The 20,927-nt window shown below is 67.0% G+C and carries 26 protein-coding genes and 2 tRNA genes; 17 read left to right on the top strand and 11 right to left on the bottom strand.

Annotated features, from left to right (window positions below; all coding sequences use genetic code 11):
* Positions 1-30 precede the first annotated feature (30 nt).
* The 3 genes from SM754_RS13465 (at position 31) to SM754_RS13455 (ending at position 2,293) form a co-directional block, all read left to right on the top strand.
* Positions 31-1,182: an acyl-CoA dehydrogenase family protein gene (locus SM754_RS13465; protein WP_323676756.1), complete on the top strand. Its 1,152-nt coding sequence runs from the start codon at positions 31-33 to the stop codon at positions 1,180-1,182.
* Between the two features lie 151 nt (positions 1,183-1,333).
* Positions 1,334-1,579, top strand: a complete 246-nt coding sequence (locus SM754_RS13460; RefSeq protein WP_323676755.1) for a hypothetical protein — start codon at positions 1,334-1,336, stop codon at positions 1,577-1,579.
* Between the two features lie 6 nt (positions 1,580-1,585).
* On the top strand, positions 1,586-2,293 hold the full coding sequence (locus SM754_RS13455; protein ID WP_323676754.1) for a histidine kinase N-terminal 7TM domain-containing protein: 708 nt from the start codon (positions 1,586-1,588) through the stop codon (positions 2,291-2,293).
* Between the two features lie 34 nt (positions 2,294-2,327).
* Here the strand turns inward: SM754_RS13455 and SM754_RS13450 are convergent, their stop codons facing one another.
* The 3 genes from SM754_RS13450 to SM754_RS13440 all read right to left on the bottom strand — a co-directional run bounded on the left by SM754_RS13450 (position 2,328) and on the right by SM754_RS13440 (position 3,748).
* Positions 2,328-2,729, bottom strand: coding sequence for a hypothetical protein (locus SM754_RS13450; RefSeq protein WP_323676753.1), 402 nt, complete (start codon positions 2,727-2,729; stop codon positions 2,328-2,330).
* A 54-nt stretch (positions 2,730-2,783) separates the two neighbouring features.
* Entirely contained in the window at positions 2,784-3,191 is a 408-nt protein-coding gene (locus SM754_RS13445) for a hypothetical protein (RefSeq protein WP_323676752.1), read from the bottom strand.
* A gap of 119 nt (positions 3,192-3,310) precedes the next feature.
* Positions 3,311-3,748, bottom strand: coding sequence for a hypothetical protein (locus tag SM754_RS13440; RefSeq protein ID WP_323676751.1), 438 nt, complete (start codon positions 3,746-3,748; stop codon positions 3,311-3,313).
* A 123-nt stretch (positions 3,749-3,871) separates the two neighbouring features.
* Here SM754_RS13440 and SM754_RS13435 point away from each other — a divergent pair, with 123 nt between their 5' ends.
* The gene (locus SM754_RS13435) at positions 3,872-4,510 is read left to right on the top strand and encodes a DNA-3-methyladenine glycosylase family protein (RefSeq protein WP_323676750.1); all 639 of its coding nucleotides are present in this window, start codon (positions 3,872-3,874) and stop codon (positions 4,508-4,510) included.
* A gap of 6 nt (positions 4,511-4,516) precedes the next feature.
* Here the strand turns inward: SM754_RS13435 and SM754_RS13430 are convergent, their stop codons facing one another.
* Positions 4,517-5,869 (bottom strand): acyl-CoA thioester hydrolase/BAAT C-terminal domain-containing protein, encoded by a 1,353-nt coding sequence (locus SM754_RS13430; RefSeq protein WP_323676749.1) that lies wholly within the window; start codon positions 5,867-5,869, stop codon positions 4,517-4,519.
* 225 nt (positions 5,870-6,094) lie between these two features.
* Here SM754_RS13430 and SM754_RS13425 point away from each other — a divergent pair, with 225 nt between their 5' ends.
* Both SM754_RS13425 and SM754_RS13420 read left to right on the top strand, forming a co-directional pair.
* Complete coding sequence (locus tag SM754_RS13425; protein WP_323676748.1) at positions 6,095-6,811, top strand: AzlC family ABC transporter permease; 717 nt, start codon at positions 6,095-6,097, stop codon at positions 6,809-6,811.
* A 28-nt stretch (positions 6,812-6,839) separates the two neighbouring features.
* Positions 6,840-7,178, top strand: a complete 339-nt coding sequence (locus SM754_RS13420) for an AzlD domain-containing protein (RefSeq protein WP_323676747.1) — start codon at positions 6,840-6,842, stop codon at positions 7,176-7,178.
* A 13-nt stretch (positions 7,179-7,191) separates the two neighbouring features.
* Here SM754_RS13420 and SM754_RS13415 read toward each other — a convergent pair whose 3' ends face one another.
* Complete coding sequence (locus SM754_RS13415; RefSeq protein WP_323676746.1) at positions 7,192-8,547, bottom strand: RimK family alpha-L-glutamate ligase; 1,356 nt, start codon at positions 8,545-8,547, stop codon at positions 7,192-7,194.
* A gap of 150 nt (positions 8,548-8,697) precedes the next feature.
* Positions 8,698-9,450: a GNAT family N-acetyltransferase gene (locus SM754_RS13410; RefSeq protein WP_323676745.1), complete on the bottom strand. Its 753-nt coding sequence runs from the start codon at positions 9,448-9,450 to the stop codon at positions 8,698-8,700.
* Positions 9,451-9,544: 94 nt separating this feature from the next.
* Here SM754_RS13410 and SM754_RS13405 point away from each other — a divergent pair, with 94 nt between their 5' ends.
* The 6 genes from SM754_RS13405 (at position 9,545) to SM754_RS13380 (ending at position 15,101) form a co-directional block, all read left to right on the top strand.
* A complete protein-coding gene (locus tag SM754_RS13405; RefSeq protein ID WP_323676744.1) occupies positions 9,545-10,585 on the top strand; it encodes a succinylglutamate desuccinylase/aspartoacylase family protein in 1,041 nt (346 codons plus the stop codon).
* A 185-nt stretch (positions 10,586-10,770) separates the two neighbouring features.
* Positions 10,771-11,172: a succinate dehydrogenase, cytochrome b556 subunit gene (sdhC, locus tag SM754_RS13400; protein ID WP_323676743.1), complete on the top strand. Its 402-nt coding sequence runs from the start codon at positions 10,771-10,773 to the stop codon at positions 11,170-11,172.
* Complete coding sequence (locus SM754_RS13395) at positions 11,172-11,549, top strand: succinate dehydrogenase hydrophobic membrane anchor subunit (protein WP_323676742.1); 378 nt, start codon at positions 11,172-11,174, stop codon at positions 11,547-11,549. Before sdhC ends, SM754_RS13395 begins: the two co-directional genes overlap by 1 nt.
* 2 nt (positions 11,550-11,551) lie before the next feature.
* The gene (locus SM754_RS13390; RefSeq protein ID WP_323676741.1) at positions 11,552-12,445 is read left to right on the top strand and encodes a succinate dehydrogenase/fumarate reductase iron-sulfur subunit; all 894 of its coding nucleotides are present in this window, start codon (positions 11,552-11,554) and stop codon (positions 12,443-12,445) included.
* 34 nt (positions 12,446-12,479) lie between these two features.
* Positions 12,480-14,324 carry an FAD-binding protein gene (locus tag SM754_RS13385; protein ID WP_323676740.1) on the top strand — a complete coding sequence of 615 codons (1,845 nt, stop codon included), beginning with the start codon at positions 12,480-12,482 and terminating at the stop codon, positions 14,322-14,324.
* Between the two features lie 261 nt (positions 14,325-14,585).
* Positions 14,586-15,101, top strand: a complete 516-nt coding sequence (locus SM754_RS13380) for a histidine kinase (RefSeq protein ID WP_323676739.1) — start codon at positions 14,586-14,588, stop codon at positions 15,099-15,101.
* A gap of 11 nt (positions 15,102-15,112) precedes the next feature.
* Here SM754_RS13380 and SM754_RS13375 read toward each other — a convergent pair whose 3' ends face one another.
* Complete coding sequence (locus tag SM754_RS13375) at positions 15,113-15,307, bottom strand: XapX domain-containing protein (protein ID WP_323676738.1); 195 nt, start codon at positions 15,305-15,307, stop codon at positions 15,113-15,115.
* Between the two features lie 95 nt (positions 15,308-15,402).
* On the opposite strand from SM754_RS13375, the gene SM754_RS13370 reads away from it, so the two are divergent.
* The 3 genes from SM754_RS13370 to SM754_RS13360 all read left to right on the top strand — a co-directional run bounded on the left by SM754_RS13370 (position 15,403) and on the right by SM754_RS13360 (position 16,560).
* Positions 15,403-15,483 (top strand) — tRNA-Ala (locus tag SM754_RS13370).
* 240 nt (positions 15,484-15,723) lie between these two features.
* Positions 15,724-16,089 (top strand): cupin domain-containing protein, encoded by a 366-nt coding sequence (locus tag SM754_RS13365; protein ID WP_342674267.1) that lies wholly within the window; start codon positions 15,724-15,726, stop codon positions 16,087-16,089.
* Positions 16,090-16,323: 234 nt separating this feature from the next.
* A complete protein-coding gene (locus tag SM754_RS13360) occupies positions 16,324-16,560 on the top strand; it encodes a helix-turn-helix domain-containing protein (RefSeq protein WP_323676736.1) in 237 nt (78 codons plus the stop codon).
* 113 nt (positions 16,561-16,673) lie between these two features.
* Here SM754_RS13360 and SM754_RS13355 read toward each other — a convergent pair whose 3' ends face one another.
* From SM754_RS13355 to SM754_RS13345, 3 genes are read right to left on the bottom strand one after another with little or no spacing between them, the layout of a single operon-like run.
* On the bottom strand, positions 16,674-16,973 hold the full coding sequence (locus SM754_RS13355; protein WP_323676735.1) for a hypothetical protein: 300 nt from the start codon (positions 16,971-16,973) through the stop codon (positions 16,674-16,676).
* Positions 16,974-17,024: 51 nt separating this feature from the next.
* A complete protein-coding gene (locus SM754_RS13350; protein ID WP_323676734.1) occupies positions 17,025-17,834 on the bottom strand; it encodes an HD domain-containing protein in 810 nt (269 codons plus the stop codon).
* A gap of 44 nt (positions 17,835-17,878) precedes the next feature.
* Positions 17,879-18,355, bottom strand: coding sequence for a redoxin domain-containing protein (locus SM754_RS13345; protein WP_323676733.1), 477 nt, complete (start codon positions 18,353-18,355; stop codon positions 17,879-17,881).
* 236 nt (positions 18,356-18,591) lie between these two features.
* Between SM754_RS13345 and SM754_RS13340 the strand changes: the two genes are divergently transcribed.
* Positions 18,592-18,882, top strand: coding sequence for a twin-arginine translocase TatA/TatE family subunit (locus SM754_RS13340; protein ID WP_323676732.1), 291 nt, complete (start codon positions 18,592-18,594; stop codon positions 18,880-18,882).
* Positions 18,883-18,902: 20 nt separating this feature from the next.
* Positions 18,903-18,975, top strand: a tRNA-Arg gene (locus SM754_RS13335).
* 296 nt (positions 18,976-19,271) lie between these two features.
* On the opposite strand, the gene SM754_RS13330 is transcribed toward SM754_RS13335, so the two are convergent.
* On the bottom strand, positions 19,272-20,513 hold the full coding sequence (locus SM754_RS13330) for a DUF5305 domain-containing protein (RefSeq protein WP_323676731.1): 1,242 nt from the start codon (positions 20,511-20,513) through the stop codon (positions 19,272-19,274).
* Between the last annotated feature and the right edge of the window lie 414 nt (positions 20,514-20,927).

The following is a 20,927-nucleotide window of genomic DNA, read 5'->3' as shown; positions in this document are numbered from 1 at the left end:
TTTTAACGAACAATGCGTTAATGGTTTACTATGGACTTCGCGCTCTCAGACGAGCAGAAACAGATCAAGGAAGAGGTCGCTCGATTCGCCGAGAACGAGATCGAACCGGTCGCCCAAGAGTACGACGTCGAGGAGAAGTATCCCTGGGACATCATCGACAAGGCGGCCGACGCCGGCCTGCTCGGCGCGCACATCCCCTTCGAGTACGGCGGCGCCGACTACGGGAACCTCGAGTCCGCGCTCATCACCGAGGAGCTCTTCGCGGTCGACCCCGGTATCGGCCTCTCGCTGACGTCCACGAGCTTCGGTGCGGACGCCATCATGGAGTTCGGGACGGAGGACCAGAAGGAGCGGTTCCTCGAACCCATCCCGACCGGCGACGCCATCATGGGCGCCGCCATCAGCGAACCCGACACCGGCTCCGACGTCTCCTCGGTCTCCACACAGGCCGAGAAGGACGGCGACGAGTGGGTGGTCAACGGGAACAAGATGTGGATCACGAACGGGTCCATCGGCGACTACTACGTCGTCCTCTGTGAGACCGACCCGGACGCGGAAGGACGCTACAACGGCTTCAGTCAGATCGTCGTCGAGTCCGACCGTGACGGGTTCGAGGCGGACAAGATCACGGGCAAGCTCGGGATTCGCGCGAGCGACACCGCGGAACTCATGCTGAACGACGTGCGCGTCCCCGAGGAGAACCTCATCGGGAACCGCGGCATGGGCTTCCTGCAGCAGATGCAGTTCTTCGACGAGACCCGGACCGCGGTCGCCGCCCAGGGCGTCGGTATCGCGAAGGGCGCGAGTGAGGCTGCGCTCGACTACGCGCAGGAGCGCGAGCAGTTCGACCGCCCCATCAGTGACTTCCAGGCGATCCAGCACAAGCTCTCGGACATGCACACGCGCACCGAGGCGGCGCGGATGCTGACCTACAAGGCGGCGTGGAACGTCGACCAGGGCAACGACGTGACGAAGCTCGCGTCGATGGCGAAGGAGTTCGGGTCGCGCGTCGCCGTCGACGTCGCGAACGAGGCCGTCCAGATCCACGGCGGTGCCGGGTTCGTGAACGACTTCGCCGTCGAGCGGTTCTACCGCGACTCGAAGATCACGCAGATCTACGAGGGTACGACCGAGATCCAGAAGAACATCATCGCGCGCGAACTCCTCGGCAAGGGCTACTGACGGTGCGCTGAGACGGCCCGCTCGCGCGGGCCGGCCGCGATCCGTTCTCCCTGTCGTTCGAACTCGCTAGCGCGGCAACCGGAGCCGGGCGAGATGGCCGTAAGACGTTTTCCCGCGTCCGGCGAACCGTCCGTCCTAGCCTGGTCTCTCGATGTTCAAAGCCCCGCTCTGGTACCTGGTCCTGCTCGGTGGGACGTCGGTGGTTACCGTGGTGACGATGTGGCGGTTCCACCGAGAGGAACCCACGGACCTGACGCGGTTCGTCCAGTTGCTGCACGTGGGCGTCCTCGTGTGGGCGACGATGGCGTTCTTCGAGAACCTCGGCGTCTCTCCGATGGTGTCGCACACGTTCACGAAGCTCACCTATCTCGCGATTCCGCTGGTGCCGACGGCGTGACTGCTGTTGGCGCTCGAGTACAGCGACCGTGGGGAGTTCGTGGACCGGCAGCTGCTAGCGGCGCTGGCGGTGGAGCCGGTGCTGGTGAACGTGGTCGTGTGGACGAACGACGTCCACGAGCTGTTCTGGAAGCTCGACTGGTCGCGGGCGCAGACGCCGATAACGGACACGCACGGCGTCCTGTTCTTCGTTCACGTGGCGTACATGTACGTCCTCGTGATGACGGGCGTGCTCGTGATGTCGGACGTCATCGCGCGACGGGAGCGACTGTTCCGCGTGCAGAGCGTCGCGCTCGGGTTCGCGGCGGTGGTGCCGCTCGTCGCGAACGTCCTGTTCGTCACCGAGACGGTGGGGTTCGACCCGACGCCGCCGGCGTTCCTCGTCAGCGGCGTGACGTTCTACTGGGCCGTCGTCGGGACCGACCTCGCGTACGTCACCACGCCCGACGCCACCGCGCTCTTCGGGTGCTACGACCCGCGCCACGAGGCGACGCGGGACCTGATAGGGTTCCGCGCCGACCCGGCGAATCGCGGCGCGGCCCGCATCGTCCAGTACGAGTACGACGACGAACTCGGCGAGCCGTGGCTGTTCAGGTTGTTCACGCCCGACGAGGTGCGCGATGCCGTCGTCGGAACCGGCTGGCGGGTGGCCGACGTCGAGACCGGGCCAGAGGGGTGGGAGCACACGTACAGCGTCACGCTCGCGAAGCGGTAGCCTGCGAGGAGAGCGGCCCGCGGTCTCGGGGCCGTCAGGCGAGTGCGTCCTCGCCGCGGTAGACGAGGAGGGACGCGGTGGCGAGCGAGAGCGACCACGCGACGAACATCGGGAGCGGGTCGCGCGGGGCGGCCCACAGGTCGAGGACGAGGACGAGCGACGAGACGACGAGCACCCAGCCGACGGCGGCGGCGAACGCGGCGACGACGAAGTGCCCGAGGCGGTCGAACGAGTACTCGCCGAGTTCGAACGCCACGGTCCCGGCGACGCCGACGGCGAGGACGAGCGGGACGACCAGGGTGCCGAGTGGCTCGCCGAAGGCGTCGTCGCCGAGCGCGAGCAGCGGGAGCGACGCGAGGACGAACGCGAAGAACGTGTACACGACCTCGACGGCGAAGCCGAACCACGCCTGGACTCGCTGTTCGAGGTCGGTCATGGTCTGGTCGTCGTCGCTGTCCCTCGTGAGCGTTTCGGTCCGAGGTGGGCGATGTCAGCGGAACAGTTGTCTCTGCTGCCAGTAGACGACGGCGTACGCGGTGGCGAGGGCGAGCGTCCACGTCGTCGCGAGGGACGCGGGGTCGTCGGGAGCGGTCGCGAGGTCGAGCGCGAGGACGACGCCGGCGACGACCGCGCCCCACGCGAGCACGCCGGCGACGGCGACGAAGAGGAACTCGCCGAGGCGGCCGAGCGACCAGTCGCCGGCGACGTAGGGGTAGCTCGCGCCGAACGCGAGGACGAACGCGGCGAGCGCGGCGAGGTCGCGCAGGACGGGTGAGCCGACGAGGGCGGCGAGGAGGTAGAGGGTGGGGTACGCGACGGCGGCGACGCCGAGGAACGCGAACGCGAAGTCGGCGGTGGCGAGCAGCCACGACCGGATCTCGTCGACGATGGTCTCCATACCCGGGCTTCTCCGCTCGGATACCTGATGCTATCGGTGTGCTCGCGGAGGCGAGTTCGTAGCCCGACGCCGGACAGGGCGCTCGGTCGCGGCCTCGTTCGGTTGGGCGTCGTCGCGCGTCAGGACGTCCCGAAGGAGGACGCGCTCCCGCTCTCGTAGTCGACGTCGACGGCGTCGCTGTAGACGCCGACGTACGCGGTCGCGAGCGCGAGCAGGCCGGCGTAGAGGAACGGTTCCCGGTCGCCTGCGGGGATGGCGACGCCCATGAGGCTCATGACGGCGGCGACCGCGACGAGCCAGCCGAAGCTACTCCCGAACGCCACCCCGACGAACTTCGCGAGGCGGCCGAGCGACGGCTCGCGAGCGGCGAACGCGACCGCGGCGAGGACGCCGGCGGCACCGGCGACGAGCCAGACGCGCGCGCCGAGCGGCGAGCCGAGGACCGCGTCCGCGAGCGCGGCGATCGGGAAGACGATGGCGACGACACCCAGGCATCCGAGTACCGCGTCGACGGCCGTGGTCACGGACGTCCGAACGTCGAGTTCGGTTCGTTCCATGTCCACAAGACCCGTCGCGACGCGGCTATGGATGGAGCCAAACCGTCTAGCCCGCCATCGCGGCCCGACGCCGCCGCCGTGGCGTCCGTGAACGCTAACCGCCGGGAGGTACTACGACCGGTCGTGTCAGACGACGCCGACGCTCCGGCGACGGACCCGCACGCCGTCCTCCGCGACGACGAGATACTCGGCGCCGTGGTCGCCGAGCACGGCGACCTCCACGTCGAGACCGCGGACGACCTCTTCGAGCGCCTCGTCACGTCGGTCCTCCGCCAGCAGGTGTCGATGGCGAGCGCCGCCGCGACCCGCGACCGCCTCTTCGACGCGGTCGACGTCACGCCCGCCGGCATCCAGGCCGCGGACGACGACGTGCTCCGGGACGCCGGACTCTCCCGGCAGAAGACGCGGTACGTGAACGCGATCGCGGACGCCTTCGACGAACACGACCACTCCGTCGAGTCCTTCGCCGACGAGAGCGACGACGCGGTCCGCGAAGCGCTCACCGGCATCACGGGCGTCGGCGAGTGGACCGCGAACATGCAGCTCCTGTTCGCGCTCGGCCGCGAGGACGTCTTCCCCGTCGGCGACCTCGGCATCAGAAAGGGCATGCAGCGCGTGTTCCCGGACGGCGACGACCTCACGCGCGCCGAGATGGTCGAGCGCGCCGACCGCTGGCGGCCGTACCGGAGCTACGCGAGCCTGTACCTCTGGCGCGTCGACGAGGACCTCGCCGAGAGCGTCGACGAGGTCGTCGAGGACTGACCGACGTCAGCGCTCGACCAGTCCCTTCTCGAGGTAGGAGCGGACCTTCGGCCACGAATCCGCGTCCGCGGTCGCATATCCCTCAGGGGTGCCGCCGAACGCCAGCGGTGGCATCCCGTCCGGGTCTGCTCCCGCTCGGTTCGTGGTCGGCCGGAAGGGTCGGGATATCGCGTGCCCTGCCGCTTCGTAACTTGCGTGTTCGAAATCGTACTCGAAGTCGTGCTCTCTGAGCCGAGCCATGGCGATCTCCGAGAGCCGCGTAGAGGGCCAGATCTGGTCGTCGCCGCCGGATATCGCGAGAACTGGACAGTCGCCGTTCTCGACGGCGAAGGTGGCTTCTTCGAGGGTCGATGCGTCGACCGCGTCCAATCCAGCCTCGAATGTCGGGGTAGTACGGCGATACTCACCGTCCTCGGTCAGCCGCCAACTACCCTCCACCTGGAGGAACGGGACGGGCTCACCGTCGTCCTCCCACGCCGGGGCGGTGGTATCCCTGGCTGCACCCCAGCCGACGCCACTCCCGACGTACGAGACGGCGGCCCCCACCCAATCGAACCGAGCGCCGAGGAGGAGCGCGAGCTCGCCGCCCCGAGACGCTCCAATCACGCCAACTGGTGCGTCCTGGACGAACTCGCGGTCGCGCAACCAGCGTTGCGCTCGGTCGAAGTACGAGAGGGGGACGCGGGAGAGCGCATCCGGAACCGGGTCGCCGTCGCCGAAGTACCGTACTCCCAGCGCGGCGTACCCGTGGGACGCGAGTAGTTGCATGAGACGTCGTGGAACCGCAGGGACCGAGCCGTGGAGGACGAGGACGGCCGGGTGTGGTCCGTCGCCGGCAGGTTCGGCGATGCCGCCGACGAAGTCGTCGCTCTGGATCGGGGAGTCGCTGATTCCCGGGTCGTTCAGTTCGAGCGTGACGTCGGTCTCGACCCGTCCGACGTCGGTCGCTGCGGTCAACGAGACGGCCTTCTCGTCCGCACTGACGCTGTGAGAGAACGACTCCTCCTTCGACTCGGGCGTCATCGACCACAGCCACCCCATGGTCGACGTGTCCTCGTACGCACCGCTCACCGGCTCGCTGTCGGCGACCGCCACGCGGCCGTCGTCGTCGGCTTCCCACGTCGTCTTCGACGACCATGGATCGCTGTCGGAGTCGACCATCGTCGCCTCCAGCGTGACCGTCGCTCCGGGCGGAGCGCCTTCGACGACGAGGTCGAACGCCTCGTCCCGCGGCGTCCTCGACGGGGCAGAGAGCGAGAGCTCCGGAGTAGCCGTGGTCGAGGTCTCGGTGGGCTGGCCGTCCCGTTCACTGCATCCTGCGAGAGCGACGCCGGTGCTGCCGGCGACCATCGCGAGCATGCGTCGTCTCGACCACGAACCCTGCGGAATATGTAAACATAATAACTAGTAGTATAATAAACCGGGGATATCGGTCGGAACAAACGGCCGAACGATTCCGGGCGCCGGATGCCTCGCCACGCCGGCGGTGTGGCGTCGACTGCCCCGACCCAAAGACCGATTTGCGGTGGCGTCGTCGCCTTCTGTCATGACCGAGACGCGAGCGTCTCCCCGGGTGATGGCGCCGTGAGCGCGCGCGGCGACGCGCTCGACGGCGTGCGAGCTATCAGCCCGTTCCTCCTGGGTGTCGTCCCGTTCGGACTCGTGTACGGCGTCACCGCGGTCGACCGCGGCCTCCCGCCGACCGTGGCCGCCGCGATGTCCGCGGTCGTGTTCGCGGGTGCCGCCCAGCTGGCCGCGGTCGAACTCCTCGCGAAGGGGTCGCCCGCCGCGGTCGTCCTGGCGACCATCCTCGTCGTGAACCTCCGGTACCCGATGTACGCCGCGAGCATCGCCCCGTACTTCCGGGCGTTCTCGACCCGCTGGCGGGCGCTGCTCGCGTACCTCATGACCGACCAGGCGTACGCGGTCGCACTCGTCGACTACCGGGACGGCGAGACGACGCCCGACCGACGGAAGTGGTACTACGTCGGCGCCGCTGGGACGCTCTGGGTGTCGTGGCAGCTCTCGACGGTGACGGGCGTGCTCGTCGGCGCGCAGGTCCCGAGCGGCCTCTCGCTCGAGTTCGCCATCCCCCTCACGTTCCTCGCGCTCCTCGTCCCGAACCTGGAGGGCGCGCCGAGCGCGCTCGCCGCGGTCGTCGGCGGCGTCGGCACCGTCGCCGGCACCAACCTCCCCTACGACGTCTCGCTCGTCGCCGCCGCGCTCCTCGGCGTCCTCGCCGCGACCGCACTCGATGCGACCCGAGACGACGACGCCGCGCCAGCGGGTGACGGCGCGTGACCGCGCGCGACGACGCGGGTGAGCGCTCGTGGTAGCCAGCGACGCGACGCTCTGGCTCGTCGTCCTCGCCGGCGGCATCGGGACGTTCGCGCTCAAGGCGTCGTTCGTCGTCGTCGTCGGTCGCGTCGACGAGATACCGCCGCGGGTCGAGCGCGCGCTCGAGTTCGTCCCCGCGGCCGTCCTCGCCGCCCTCGTCGTCCCCGCCGTCGTCGCCGTCGAACCGACCGCGACGGTCCTCCCGGCGGTCGCGTACTCGCCGAAGCTCCCCGCCGCGGCGCTCGCGGCGCTCGTCGCGTGGAAGACCGAGAACGTGCCCGCGACGATAGCGGCCGGGATGGCCGCTCTCTGGACGCTCCAGGCGCTCTGAGCGTCGAGGCGCGTTACTCCTCGAGACTCTCCTCTTCCTCCTCGTCGGTGTCGTCGCTCGCGTCCACGCGCTTCGAGACGTCGACCTGGTAGTTCCCGAGGATGTCCCGGCCGAGCAGGAGCGGGTAGTCCATGTGACTCCGGTCCTCGACGCTCGCCGTGACCGTGTGCTGGCGGCCGCCGACGCCCACCACGAGGTCGACTACCGGCCGGGACTTCCCGGACTTGAGACTCCCGGACTTCACCTTCATCACGGACTTGATCGGGCCCGCACCGATCTCCGCGGCGAGGCTCGTGTCGATGCTCGTCCGCGTCGCGCCCGTGTCCGACTTCGCGACGATCGTCTTCGACCCCTGGGTCCCGTGCACGACGACCTCCTCGGTGTAACCGACGATCACGGGCTCGTCCGAGTCCGACGTCGGCAGCCGCGGCTTACACGCCGGGACGGAGTCGTCGAGCGTCGCGGAGAGCTCGCGAACGCGCTCCTCGTCGACCGACCCGCCCGCGCGCTCGATCGCGAGCTTCGCGATGTACGGCGCCGGACTCCGACCCGTCGCCTCGTAGAGCCCCTTGAAGCCCGCGGTCGGGTTCACCTCGAGCACGAACCAGCCGTCGTTCCCCTCGACGATGTCGACGCCCGCGTAATCCAGGCCGACGACCTCGGAGGCCTTCGTCGCGATGTCGACGACCTCCTCGGGGAGGTCGTCGGTCGCGTCCTCGACGCTCCCGCCGAGCGCGACGTTCGTCCGCCAGTCGTTGTCCGGCGCGTACCGGTACATCGCGCCGACGACCTCGTCGCCGACGACGTACACGCGGATGTCGCGGTGCTTCTGGCCGTCGCGCTCGATGAGGCTCTGGAGGAACGCGTACCGGTTCCCGACCTTCGGGTTCACGTGCTCGTCCCGCCCGACCTTCCACGTCCCGCCGCCGTGAGTGCCGATCGCGGTCTTGTACACCGCTTCGTCGCCGAAGTCGTCGCGCGCGGCGTTCAGCGCCATCGAGTCGAGCGCCATCAGCGCGTCCGGCACCTGGATGTCAGCCTCCGCGAGCGCACCGGCGGTCGCGAACTTGTGGGACGCACGCAGCGTCGCGTTCGGCGTGTTCAGCATCGGTCGCAGGCTCTGGATGGTGTTCGCGATACCGAGTTCCTCGCAGGGCTGCTCGGTGTTCGAGAGCAGCATCCGGTTCGCGACCACGTCGACGTCCGGTGTCAGTTCCACGTCGTCGCCGCGGACGCGGATCGTCGTGTTCTCCTCGCGCAGCCACTCCGGCTCGTGACCGAGGTCCTCGACCGCGTTACAGATGGCTTTGGATTCCTTGCTGTTGTGGAAGCTGAGAACGCCGACGCGTACACCGGAAGAACCGTTCATGTACGTACCCACTCACGGGGGTTCCAAAAGCGTTCCCTGATAGACCCGTAGCAAGCGTGTGAGGGTCTCAACCAATGGTTCCCGGTCGACGGCGTGTCGTCCAGCGATGTCGGCGTTTGAGCGTCTCGACGGGACCGGACGCCCGAGCGCTCAGAGATACGATGCGTCCCAGCGGGTCGCCTTCCGGCGGTTCTCGCAGTCGTTGCACTCGACGACGCCCATCGAGTTCATCGACACGTCGAACGAGTGGCACGCACCACAGAAGTACCCGTACTTCCGCTCGCGGTCCGGGTCGCTATAGGCCGTGTACAGCGGTCCCCTCGACCCGCGGTCGGCCTCGCTGTAGCTGACGTACACCGACCGGCCGTCGACGTCGTACTCGTCGAGGCTCTCCCACTCACTCGCGCCGGACTCGCCCTGCACGTAAATCGCTTCCGCGTACGACTCGTCGCCGACCTCGACCCTGCGGTCGCCGGCGCGCGTGAACCCGTGCCCCTCGTAGAACGCCGTCCCGAGCTCGTTCCCCTCCAGCACGACGCCCGTGATGCGTTCCGCGCCGTCGTCAACGAGCGCCTCCTGCGCGCGAACGAACAACCGCGACCCGACGCCGTCACCGCGCGCGTCCGGATGCACGTGCAACCAGAGCACGCGCCCCTCCACGGGGTCCTTCGAGACGACCTCGCCCTGCACGAACCCGACGACGTCGCCGTCCTCGACCGCGACGTACAGGAGCGCGCCGTCCGCGGCGACCTGCGCCGCGAGCGTATCGGCACCGTACCACTCGTCCAGCGCCGCGTCGATGGTCTCCGGGTCGAGGAACGAGTCGTACGACTCGTGCATCGACGCCGCAGCGGTCCTCCGCATCGCTTCGAAGTCGTCAGCGGTTGCGTCACGTACCTCCATGACAACAAGTACGACACCATGTGTAATAACGGTCGGTCCCGATTCCTCGCTCCGGACCTGCAGGCATTTACGTGCCGACGACCGAAGGCGAGGCATGAGCGACGACGCGGCGGACGCGTTCACGTACAACGGGGGACGCGTCGACCCCGGCGAGACCGCGAACATACGCTACGGAATCAGCGAGACGTACCTCGGTGACCCCGTCCGCATCCCAGTGACTATCATCAACGGCGAACGCCCCGGTCCGACCGTGTTCCTCTCCGCGGCCGCGCACGGCGACGAACTGAACGGCATCGAGGTCGTCCGCGAGGTCGCCCACGAGTGGGACCTCGCCGACCTCCGCGGGACGCTCGTCTGCATGCCCGTCCTGAACGTCCCCGGGTTCCTCGCGCAGCAACGCTACCTCCCCATCTACGACCGCGACCTGAACCGGTCGTTCCCCGGACGCGAGGACTCGACGAGCGCGAAACGCATGGCCCACCGCATCTTCACGAACTTCGTGGAGCCGTGCGACCTCGGCATCGACCTCCACACGTCCACGCGCGGCCGGACGAACATGCTGCACGTCCGCGCCGACATGGCGAACGACGACATCGCTCGGCTCGCGAACGCGTTCTCCTCGAACGTCATCATCTCCAGCGACGGACCCAGCGGCACGCTCCGTCGCGAAGCGAGCGACGCGGGCGTCCCCACCATCACCATCGAGATGGGGGAAGCCCATCGATTCCAGCGCGCGCTCATCGACCGCGCGCTCGACGGCGTCCGCAGCGTCCTCGCCGAGTACGGCCTCCTCGCCGCCGAAGCTGTCAGCTGGCCGGGGTGGCGGACCGTCGTCGAGGACAACGACGAGAAGACGTGGCTGCGCGCCGACGCCGGCGGGATGGTCGACATGCACTTCGAGTGCGGGTCGCTCGTCCACGAGGGCGACCGCATCTGCACGATCACCAGCCCGTTCAAGGACGACAACACGGCCGTCGACGCGCCGTTCACCGGCGTGCTCGTCGGCATCCTCGAGAACCCCGTCGTCTACCCCGGGAACCCGCTCTGTCACCTCGTCGAACTCGACGAGCCGACGCGGCGCGCGCTCGAACGCGAGCAGACGCCGACCGCCGTCGACGCGCCCGCGGACGCCTGAGAGCCGTCGCGCGACCGAACCGGTTCGGCTCGCACCCGGAGAACCGTCGTCCGACCCCCCAACCACTCCCCTCCCCGACACGTCACGGCGGGCGAGAACCCCGTTCGCGGCGCCCTCGAACCGCCATCTGGGACTCCGAGGTAGTAACTTCTATACCGGTACGGTCCAAGCGTCCCGCATAGAGCATGAGCCAGTCTTACAACCGCGGTCTCGTCGAGGACTTCGGCCGCTGGAAGGAGTTTTCAGCGGGCATGTGGGCGTGGATCTTCCACAAGTTCACCGGATGGATCCTCGTCGGCTACCTCTTCACGCATATCGCAGTCCTCAGCACAGCAATCCAAGGCCCGGAATCGTACACGACGACGCTGCAGAGTCTCGAGAGCATCTTCGTCGTCCGCATCCTCGAGATTGGCCTGCTGTCGACCGCCGTCTTCCACATCCTGAACGGCACGCGACTGCTGCTCGTCGACCTGGGCATCGGTCTCGGTAGTCAGGACAAGAGCTTCTACGCGTCGCTCGTCCTGACGGGCGCGATCGTCGCCGCGAGCGTTCCCACGTTCCTCGCCGGACTCGGAGGTGGGGCGTGATGTCCGCGGACACCGCGGGCGCGCCGACGAGCTTCGACCGCGGCGGCTGGGGCTGGCTCTTCCAGCGCATCACCGCAGCGTTCCTCATCGTGGTTCTCGCGTTCCACTTCTTCCTGCTGCACTTCTACCACCACGCGTACGAGGTGACCTTCGCCGGGACGTCCGCGCGGATGTCCGACATCGGGTACTTCGCGACGATGTGGCTGTTCCTCGTCACGGCGACGTTCCACGGCGTCAACGGCATCTACAACGCGATGGTGAACCAGGGCATCGAGGGCACGCAGAAGCGCGCGGCGCAGGGCATCCTCGGACTCGCGGGACTGCTGCTCGTGGTGCAGGGCACGCGCGTCGCACTTCACATGAACGGGTTCCTCTAACAATGAGTACGCAAGTTCCAGAACAGGAGGCAGAGGCGGAGTCGAGCGCCGAGGCGGAGGCTGACGCGTCGGCAGAATCACCCCAGGAGAAGCGGATGGCTGAGAAGGCCGAGGCCGCGAGCTACCGGGACGCTCAGAAGAAGGCCGAGGAGGAGATCCGCGCGGCGGACCGGTCGGTCCAGCTGAAGGTCTTCCGGTACGACCCCGAAGTGGAGGGCAAGCAGGAACCGCGGTTCGACGAGTTCCACGTGCCGTTCACGAAGGGGATGACGGTCTTGGACGCGCTCATGTACGCGCGCGACCACTACGACCCGTCGTTGACGTTCCGGCACTCGTGCCGGCAGGCGGTCTGCGGGTCGGACGCGATGTTCGTGAACGGACAGCAGCGGTTGTGCTGTAAGACCCAGATGAGCGACCTGGAGTGGCCGGTTCGCGTCGAACCGCTCCCCCATCAGGACGTCGTGAAGGACCTGGTCGTGGACATGCAGCACTTCTACGACCAGATGCACTCCGTGGAGCCGTACTTCCAGGGCGACGACACCGCACCCAGCGGCGAGGAGCAGAAGCAGACGCGGGAGAACCGCGAGAAGATCAAGATGAGCACGCGCTGCATCTGGTGTGGCGCGTGCATGTCCTCGTGTAACATCGCGGCGGGCGACAACGAGTACCTCGGGCCGGCGGCGATCAACAAGGCCTACCGGTTCTACATGGACGAGCGCGAGGACGAGCAGGAACTGGAGGAGCACCGGCTCCGCATCCTCGAACAGGAACACGGCGTCTGGCGGTGCCAGACGCAGTTCTCCTGTACCGAGGTCTGTCCGAAGGACATCCCGCTCACCGAGCACATCCAGGAACTGAAGCGCGAAGCGGTGAAGAACAACCTCAAGTTCTGGTAGACAACTTCAAGTCAACGAATCCTAAGCATTCAACATGTACGAACACGACGTCATCGTGGTCGGCGGCGGCGGCGCGGGACTCCGCGCGGCGATCGCTGCTCACGAGGAAGGCGCGGACGTGGCTATCGTCACGAAACTCCATCCGGTGCGCTCGCACACGGGCGCGGCGGAGGGCGGCATCAACGCGGCGCTCCGAGAGGGCGACGACTGGGAGCTGCACGCGTACGACACCATGAAGGGGTCGGACTACCTCGGGGACGCGCCCGCGGTGGAGACCCTGGCGCAGGACGCTCCGGAGGAGGTCATCCAGATCGAGCACTGGGGGATGCCGTTCTCCCGCGAGGACGACGGCACCGTCAGCCAGCGACCGTTCGGTGGGTTGTCGTTCCCGCGGACGACGTACGCCGGCGCGGAGACCGGGCATCACCTCCTGCACACGATGTACGAGCAGGTGGTCAAGCGAGGTATCGAGGTGTACGACGAGTGGTACGTGCAGGACGTCGCGGTCACGGACGAGGACGACCCGAGCGAGCGGACGTGCCACGGTGCCGTCGCGATGGACATCAAGACCGGCGAGATAGCCGGATTCAAGGCGAGCGACGGCGTCATCCTCGCGACCGGCGGCCCCGGGCAGGCGTTCGACCACACGACGAACGCGGTCGCGAACACGGGAGACGGGTACGCCATCGCGTACCGCGCGGGCGTCCCGCTGGAGGACATGGAGTTCGTCCAGTTCCACCCGACGACGCTCCCGAGCACGGGCGTCCTCATCTCCGAGGGCGTCCGCGGGGAAGGCGGTATCCTCTACAACGCCGACGGGGAGCGCTTCATGTTCGAGCACGGGTACGCGAACAACGAGGGCGAGCTCGCGTCCCGCGACGTCGTCTCCCGCGCCGAGCTGACGGAGGTCAACGAGGGTCGCGGGTTCGAGGACGAGTACGTGATGCTCGACATGCGGCACCTCGGCGAGGAACGCATCATGGACCGCCTAGAGAACATCCTCCACCTCGCGGAGGACTTCGAGGGCGTGGACGGGCTCGTCGAGCCGATGCCGGTCAAGCCCGGGCAGCACTACCAGATGGGCGGCGTCGAGACCGACGAGAACGGCCACACGTGCATCGACGGGCTGTACGCCGCCGGCGAGACCGCGTGCGTGAGCGTGCACGGCGCGAACCGCCTCGGCGGGAACGCGCTCCCGGAACTCATCGTGTTCGGCGCGCGCGCTGGCAAGCATGCGGCGGGCGCCGACATGGGCGACCCGGAGATCGAGACGGGAGAGCGCGGCGACATCGAGTACGACGACACCGAGATGCCCGTCCAACCGGGCGAGGGCGGTATCAGCGGTGCCGGTGGCGAGACCGCGGCCGCGGACGGCGGCGCGGTCACGCAGGACCCGACCGCGGTCGTCGAACGCGAGGTCGAGGCCGAACGCGAGCGCGTCGAGGAGATGCTGTCGAAGGAGGAGGGCGTGAAGCACAGCCAGATCCGCGAGCGCCTCCAGAAGACGATGACCCAGAACGTGAACGTCTTCCGCGAGGAGGAGGGCGTGAAAGAGGCGCTGCGCGACATCCGCGACATCCGCGAGGCCTACGAGGACGTGTACGTCGAGGACCCGAGCCGGACGTTCAACACGGACCTCCAGCACACGATCGAGACGCGGAACCTCATCGACATCGCGGAGACGATCGCGATGGGTGCGCTCGTCCGCGACGAGTTCCGTGGCGCGCACTGGCGCAAGGAGCACCAGGAACGCAAGGACGAGGATTGGCTGAAGCACACGCTCATCGGGTGGAACGACGGCGAACCCGAGGTTTTCTTCCGTCCGGTCATCCTCGAGGGCGAGAACAAGACGTACGAGCCCAAGGAACGCTCGTACTGACCGTTCGGCCCGTCGCGGCCCGTCGCGGCTAGTCGACGACCCACCGATGCGTCGGCGGTTCCGCGTTCTGCATCTGTCGGGTCCGCGTTCTGCATCTACCGTTCCGGAATCGTCGTCCGCGAGCATCGCGTCACGAAAACGCGGGCTTACTCGGGTCGGGCGGGCGTTCGTCGCGCCCGGCGTCCGGGTTCGAAACGTGAGGCTGCACGCTCGATATGGGCAGTATTACATTACGCTCGTCTCGCCTTCGTGTTCCGTACGATGGCTACGGAGACGAGCCGGTCACCGCCGGAGACCGCGGACCCGTTCGGTGGTGATTGGCGATTGGGGCTGGCAAGTGGTATCTTGGGTGGGGTCGCGTTCGGCGTGGTGGTGTCGGTCGTCGACCCGTCGGTGCTCCGTGAGACGATTCCCGCGCTGTACGGCGTCACCCCTCCGGGTGATGCGGTCCTCGGGTGGGTGCTGCACGTGCTGCACGCGAGCGTCCTCGGTGTCGTGTTCGCCGCCGTCATCGGACTGACCGACCGCTCGGGGGCGAGTGCGCGCGACCAGGTCGGTGCGGGTATCTTGTTCGCACTCGTCGTCTGGGTCGCGCTGTCGGTAGTGGTACTGCCGCTCTGGCTCGCGGTCGTCTCACCGGTATCGGTCCCGTTCCCGTACGTCTCGAGTGCGATGCTCGCCGGACACGCCGTCTTCGGCGTCGTCATGGGAACGATCTATTACGCGTTCGACGCACCGGACGAGGACACGTCGAACTCGACGATCTCCGGCGACTGACGCGCCCGTGCTCAGAGCGGGATCGCGTCCGCGACCGCGCCGACCAGCTCGAAGTGCTCGACGAGTTTGAACCCGACGTAGATGCCGACGATGCCCATGACGCCCGCGAGGGCGGGCGGTGCCGGTATCGGTGCGTCGACGAGTGCGAACACCGCACCGGCGATCAGCCCAGTCAGCGTCGCGAAGACGATCTCTGCAATACTCATGACGACCACCTGCTTGCGTGCAAGCGCGGTTAAGCCGTTCGTTTCGATTCGCCGACCAACGCGCCTATCAGCCGGCATCTCGAACCGCCGGACGTGGAAGGGTAGCTCAGTGGGAGAGCAGTCCACGAGCGTGATTCGTGGAGAGGCTTCGCGTGGTTCGACTCCCGCCCCTTCCGTTCGCTCACCGCGTTCGCTCGCGGAAGTGGCGTAGTCCTCCTCACTCACTGCTCACGGCTTCGCCGTTCGCTTGCGCGGGACTCGCTTCGCTCGCCCCGCGTACCCTCGCGGGACTCCCACCTCTTCCGTCGTCCACACGTACGCCGCTGAGCGACGTCTACGTGAACGCGCCCGCGAGAGTCAGTCCCTCTCAGTGTGTCGTGGCGAGTGGTTTTCAACGTGGCGTGGCGAGTGCCGGTCTGGAGAAGGTGAACCTGGGTTCGGCGTTCGAGTCGTTCGACGAGCGGTGGTCGCCGCGAGTGGCCGCGGAGTTGAACGGGCAGGCGGTGAAGCTCGCGAAGGTCGAGGGCGAGTTCGTCTGGCACAGTCACGAGGACGCCGATGAGCTGTTCCTCGTGCGGTCGGGCGAGTTACGGATCGAGTTCCGAGAACGGGACCCGGTGACGTTGGCTTCGGGAGAGCTCTTGGTGGTCCCGCGTGGCGTCGAGCACCGGCCGGTGGCGGACGAGTCGGCCGAGATTCTGCTGTTCGAACCGTCCGGGACGACGAACACGGGCGACGCGGACTCGGAGTTGACGCAGACGGGCACGGAGCGCGTGGAGTAGGGCCCGCTGTCAGGCGAGCGAGTCCAGGAGGTCGGTGCGTGAGTGGGTTCGTCGTCAGTCGTACCACCCGCAAACGTTGCCAGTCCGCGCTCACGTGGGTGCGCCGGCGCGTCTGGCGGGTGCGGCGTCGCGTCGACGCCGGCGAGTGGTCGCGGTGCCGGCAACCCCTGTCGAGAGTTCGACGCCTGTCGACACCGAGATTTATGTTCGTCGAAGCTGTGGCCTGGTGATACCATGAGCACCACGACGCGACCGAGGAACGCGACACCGACGACCGTTCCGTCCACCATCGAGTCCGCGCAGGCGAAGCTCGTCTACGTCTACCTCGCACACGAAGGCGAGACCACGGTCGACGCCCTCGCCGACGCCCTCGGCGTCCCAAAACTTGGGCTGCTCGACGTCCTCGCGACGCTCGAAGCCGACGGGCACGTCGACCGCGACGACACACGAACCGTCACGTTCGCGCGGTGACGACCGCTCGGTCGCACGCGCCAGCCGAAGCCATCTCACGATATCCTCGGACGAGCATCGTCACGCGGTCGTCACCGCGGAGACAGCGTCAGGGGGACACGGCCGCGAGGACATCACGACGCCTCGTCGCCGTCGTCGAGAACGTGGTCGTAGACCAGGTCGCCGAAGAATCCACCGACGAGCAGCGGCAGGACCACGTACCCCATGAGCTGGAGGAGGACGAGCGTGACCCACCGCGAGAGCGACTCGTGGGGCGGCCAGAGCATCGCGACGACCTCGCCGACGTAGTTCCAAGAGAGCGCGACGAACGCGAGGAAGACGACGGCCGAACACGCGAGGCGAACGCGGAGCCGACCGGTATCGCGGTCGCTCTCCAGCGGCGGGTCGGGCCACTCGCGGTCCTCCTCGGGCACGACCGACGGTCGGGGCCACGACGACAGAAACCTTGCGTTCGCGGTAGCGCCCTACAGCTCGATCCGCTCGACGAGTTCGTCGCCGTTGCTCGTCGACTGGATGGCGACGATGCGGATGTCGTCCTCGAGCATCGAATCCAGGAGCTTCGCCTTCAGGAGGTTGTCCACCTGGTACACGCCCGCCGCCGAGTTCATCTCGATCTCGACGAGCACCGGATGGTCCTCGCCCGCGGAGAGCGCCACGCTCTCGATCGCCTGACTCGAAATGGTATTGATACCGCGCCCACCGCGCTCGTAGGGCATCCGCGACCGACCGCTCTCCATGTCGAGCGCGTCCGCGACGCGCACGACGCCCGCCTCCTTCGTGAGCGGAATCTCCTCGGTGTGGTGACAGAGGATGGCGTGCAGGACTTCACCCTTGACGCGCACCGCTTCGACCTTCGAGTAGAACTCCGGGAGGATGCGGTCGAGTTCGTCCGACGCGAGCGGAATCGAGTAGTACGAGTGGTTGTCGCGGTGCACGACGTGCCCGATGTCGTGGAGCGTCGCGGCGAGCGCAACGATGACCGCCTCGTCCTCCTCGTCCAGCCCCTGTTGTTTCGCGCCGTTGAACTCGACGCCCGCCCGCTTCAGGAGGTCGTACAGGCAGAGCGCGCGATGACGGACGATATTGATGTGCTTCGCGCCGTGGTCGTTGTACCCCTTCCGGTCGACCGCGTTCACGTTCTGCGCTTCGAGATACGTCTGTATCTCCGGGTCGTTCTCGACGAACTCGAGGACCGCGTTCAGCTTCTCGTCCGGGAACGAGTGCTCGCCCTGCGGCGAGTACACGCGACCGTTCCCCGCGTCGGTATCGCTCATACCGCGTCGTCGCCCTCCGGCCAGAAGAATCCTCCGTCGGCCCGTCAGTCCGCGGCTTCGGCGGCGGCGGCAACCGCGTCGTAGTCCGGTTCGACGCCGGGGTCGTCGCTCACCCACGCGTACGTGACCGTCCGGTCGGTGTCGACGACGAAGACCGCGCGCTTCGCGAGCCCGTGGACGTCGAGGTGGTCGAAGCTCGTGCGAACGTCGTACGCGTCGATGATCTCCTTCTCGTGGTCGCTGACGAGGCCGAACGAGAGGTCGTTCTGCTCGCGGAACTCGTTCAGTGCGAACGGCGAGTCGGTGCTGACGCCGTACACGGTCGCGTCGACGTCCTCGAACGCGCTCAATCGGTCCCGGAACGAGCACATCTCGGCGGTGCAGACGCTCGTGAACGCTCCCGGGAAGAACGCGAGGACGACAGGGCCGTCCTCGATGGCGTCCGAGAGCGTGAACGATTCGACGTCGCCGGTCGCGACCGGTGCAGTGAAGTCGGGTGAAGTGTCGTCAACGTCGACCATCGTCGACACCTTTGTGGAGGCGTCGGGATACCGGTTGCGTTCGCGGAGACTGGACGTGTTGCGTTCGCGGAGGCTGGACGCGTAGCGCTAGCGGTGGATAGGGGTGTGTTGACACGGGGTTTCGATTTCTCGGTCGTGGGCACGGTTCGTGTTGATTCCCGAACTCGACTGGTTCGTTCGCGCCGGTCGAACGAGCAAAAAGCCTATATTTGGCGTCGGGTAAGCGTGAGGTAGAGATGGCACTCGAAACGATTCCGACATTCATTGGGGGCCTCGGTGCACCGGAGATGGTCATCGTGTTCCTCATCGCAGTCCTGCTCTTCGGAGCGAACAAGATTCCCAAGCTCGCGCGATCGACCGGTGAAGCGATGGGCGAGTTCCAGAAGGGACGCGAGGAAGTGGAGGACGAGCTCCAGGACATGCGAGAGGGGCCCAGCACCAGCGACGACAGCGCGTTCGACGACACGACGACCACCGCCGACACGTCCACCGAGACGACCACGGACACGTCGACGGAGACCAACTGATTCTCCACCGCGCCCCTCGCGGGCGTGTGGCCTAGCGGATAGGGCGGGAGGTTCCTAACCCCCCGATCGCGGGTTCGAATCCCGTCACGCCCGCTTCACTGACTTCGTTCGTTCAGCGAGCGTTCCTGAGCCCCGCTCGCTACACTCGCGGAACCCCCGCCACGCCCGCGGCGCGACGAGCGAATTTGAAGAGGGTCAGTGGCAAGCGGGGTTCGAAGTCAGTGAGTCACAACAGCCGAGCGGAGTGACTGACCGTCTCACTTCGGTTCGAATTTCGTCGTGCGGTCGGTCCATGTATTCTTGACGAACGGACGTGAGGAGCGTTCACGGCAGCCAGCCTGGAATCAGAGAGGAAGAAACGACGAATCGCGTTTCGTTGGCGGCGGGAGCTACTGTGACGCTTCGGGTCCGTCCGGGTCGGAGTCGATGTCGTCGGAAACGTCGGCAGTGGACGTCGCCGTTTGCTCGTCGTAGACGTAGCAGCGTTGGTCGTCGAGAACTGCGTACCGTCCCTGTGTGGCGTCGTAGAGGACGCGATTGTTGCTATCAGCCGCGACGTCTACCAAGTCCATCAGCGAGTGCAGTTGGACACGTTTCGAATCTGGGTAGTCCAGCGGTTCGGGCACGTTCCCATGAGAGATCCACTCCTCGTACCGCCCGCGAGTCAACTGGTTTCGCTCGGTCTGGTCGAGCGAGAGCAGGTCGAGTCGCCGCGACCATACGAGCAGGCCCGCACAACCGAAGCCGACGATTAGCAAGGTCGGGACCGAGAGTTTCCAGATGGTCGAATACTCCTTCTGGCGCTGGACGGTTCGAGTCTGACTGAACGAGTCGCGGACGGATCCGGGGTCGTCGACCAGGAACGCGTCGCCGTCAGGCGTCAGGACGATGCTACTGGTGAACGTCCGATCGACGGGCCGGCCGTTCACTGCGCCCGTCACTCGCGTGGTGGCCTGCACCACGACCTCCGGGTCGCCGATTGTCTCCCCAAACGTATCGTCGATTCGTTCGATGGTCGCCCGACTCCGATTCAGGTTGAACCTGTACGGCGTCCGGAGCGTCTCCCCGGGACGCAGGTCGCTCTCGTTGCTGGTGCCCAGTTGGTTCGTCGACCGCCAGTAGGTCTCCTCGCCGTCCGTCGAGCGAATGATCAATCGGAGGGTCGTCTCGGCGTCGACCGACGCGTTCTCACTTGCAGTGTAGTCGAATTCGTGTTGGCCACTGAGGAACGGCGCGATCAGCGGGAAATACGCCTGCCGTGCTCGCAACCGCGTCCCCACGTCGTAGACGGGATTGGGTTTTCTGACCTCCGCACCGTGCGTGAAGCGCGAGGTCTTCGACCACGTCGACGCGGTCTGCTCTTCGGAGACGGTCGACGGGGAAAGGAACGCCGTGTACCCCATCCAGAGGCCGACGCTCCCGGCGACCAGCAGCACGACGAGGATGACGGCGTAGTTCTCCACGACGAACTGTCGATACCGCAGGGAGTCCGCCGACGTCGCGGAATCTGTCGGTGACGTGGAGTCAGGCGGCGATTCGGGGGCGGGCGGCGACGTGGCGTCGGTCGACGGTGTAGGGTCGCTCGCCGTTCCAGCGTCGTTCGACCTCGAATCGTCGGTTGAGTCACTCATTGGTAGAGACGGGTAGCGATTGGAGAGGCGGCCGTGGGGTGCTTCGGCGATTGCCGTGGACCCCCCGGTGACAGCGTCGTTCTGGTGGCTGTCCGGTCGTGGCGATCGACCGGGTCCGATGGATTCGTTGCGACTGTGAGGCGCGCTCGCGATACGCTCGCGCTCGGAGCTTCGCGTCCGCCCGAATCACGACCGCACATCCCCGAGATACCTCGTCGTTGATGCGTTCGTCACATTAAGGTGTTGTTACTGGGTCACGTCCCAGGGTGTGCGCGCGAATAATCGCCGGCGTGATTTCCGTCCCCGGCGGAAATTTTCGGGTACGCTGGAACCGGAATCGGCGGCCGTCCCCTCATACACTTGTTCAAGATTCGACACGAACCTGCCCAGATGCTTTATAATAAAAGGCTCTAT

Source organism: Halorubellus amylolyticus (genome assembly GCF_034808145.1).
In the GTDB taxonomy this organism is placed as follows: Archaea; Halobacteriota; Halobacteria; order Halobacteriales; family Natrialbaceae; genus Halorubellus.
Note: the sequence above shows the minus strand (reverse complement) of the source record. Positions and strands in the feature narration are given on the sequence as shown.

What these genes read in the sequence shown, in the direction of transcription:
- SM754_RS13465 (WP_323676756.1), top strand. Translation starts at nt 31, where the DNA reads ATGGACTTCGCGCTCTCAGACGAGCAGAAACAGATCAAGGAAGAGGTC.
- SM754_RS13460 (WP_323676755.1), top strand. Translation starts at nt 1,334, where the DNA reads ATGTTCAAAGCCCCGCTCTGGTACCTGGTCCTGCTCGGTGGGACGTCG.
- SM754_RS13450 (WP_323676753.1), bottom strand. Translation starts at nt 2,729, where the DNA reads ATGACCGACCTCGAACAGCGAGTCCAGGCGTGGTTCGGCTTCGCCGTC.
- SM754_RS13445 (WP_323676752.1), bottom strand. Translation starts at nt 3,191, where the DNA reads ATGGAGACCATCGTCGACGAGATCCGGTCGTGGCTGCTCGCCACCGCC.
- SM754_RS13440 (WP_323676751.1), bottom strand. Translation starts at nt 3,748, where the DNA reads ATGGAACGAACCGAACTCGACGTTCGGACGTCCGTGACCACGGCCGTC.
- SM754_RS13430 (WP_323676749.1), bottom strand. Translation starts at nt 5,869, where the DNA reads ATGCTCGCGATGGTCGCCGGCAGCACCGGCGTCGCTCTCGCAGGATGC.
- SM754_RS13415 (WP_323676746.1), bottom strand. Translation starts at nt 8,547, where the DNA reads ATGAACGGTTCTTCCGGTGTACGCGTCGGCGTTCTCAGCTTCCACAAC.
- SM754_RS13410 (WP_323676745.1), bottom strand. Translation starts at nt 9,450, where the DNA reads ATGGAGGTACGTGACGCAACCGCTGACGACTTCGAAGCGATGCGGAGG.
- SM754_RS13405 (WP_323676744.1), top strand. Translation starts at nt 9,545, where the DNA reads ATGAGCGACGACGCGGCGGACGCGTTCACGTACAACGGGGGACGCGTC.
- sdhC (WP_323676743.1), top strand. Translation starts at nt 10,771, where the DNA reads ATGAGCCAGTCTTACAACCGCGGTCTCGTCGAGGACTTCGGCCGCTGG.
- SM754_RS13395 (WP_323676742.1), top strand. Translation starts at nt 11,172, where the DNA reads ATGTCCGCGGACACCGCGGGCGCGCCGACGAGCTTCGACCGCGGCGGC.
- SM754_RS13390 (WP_323676741.1), top strand. Translation starts at nt 11,552, where the DNA reads ATGAGTACGCAAGTTCCAGAACAGGAGGCAGAGGCGGAGTCGAGCGCC.
- SM754_RS13385 (WP_323676740.1), top strand. Translation starts at nt 12,480, where the DNA reads ATGTACGAACACGACGTCATCGTGGTCGGCGGCGGCGGCGCGGGACTC.
- SM754_RS13380 (WP_323676739.1), top strand. Translation starts at nt 14,586, where the DNA reads ATGGCTACGGAGACGAGCCGGTCACCGCCGGAGACCGCGGACCCGTTC.
- SM754_RS13375 (WP_323676738.1), bottom strand. Translation starts at nt 15,307, where the DNA reads ATGAGTATTGCAGAGATCGTCTTCGCGACGCTGACTGGGCTGATCGCC.
- SM754_RS13360 (WP_323676736.1), top strand. Translation starts at nt 16,324, where the DNA reads ATGAGCACCACGACGCGACCGAGGAACGCGACACCGACGACCGTTCCG.
- SM754_RS13350 (WP_323676734.1), bottom strand. Translation starts at nt 17,834, where the DNA reads ATGAGCGATACCGACGCGGGGAACGGTCGCGTGTACTCGCCGCAGGGC.
- SM754_RS13345 (WP_323676733.1), bottom strand. Translation starts at nt 18,355, where the DNA reads ATGGTCGACGTTGACGACACTTCACCCGACTTCACTGCACCGGTCGCG.
- SM754_RS13340 (WP_323676732.1), top strand. Translation starts at nt 18,592, where the DNA reads ATGGCACTCGAAACGATTCCGACATTCATTGGGGGCCTCGGTGCACCG.
- SM754_RS13330 (WP_323676731.1), bottom strand. Translation starts at nt 20,513, where the DNA reads ATGAGTGACTCAACCGACGATTCGAGGTCGAACGACGCTGGAACGGCG.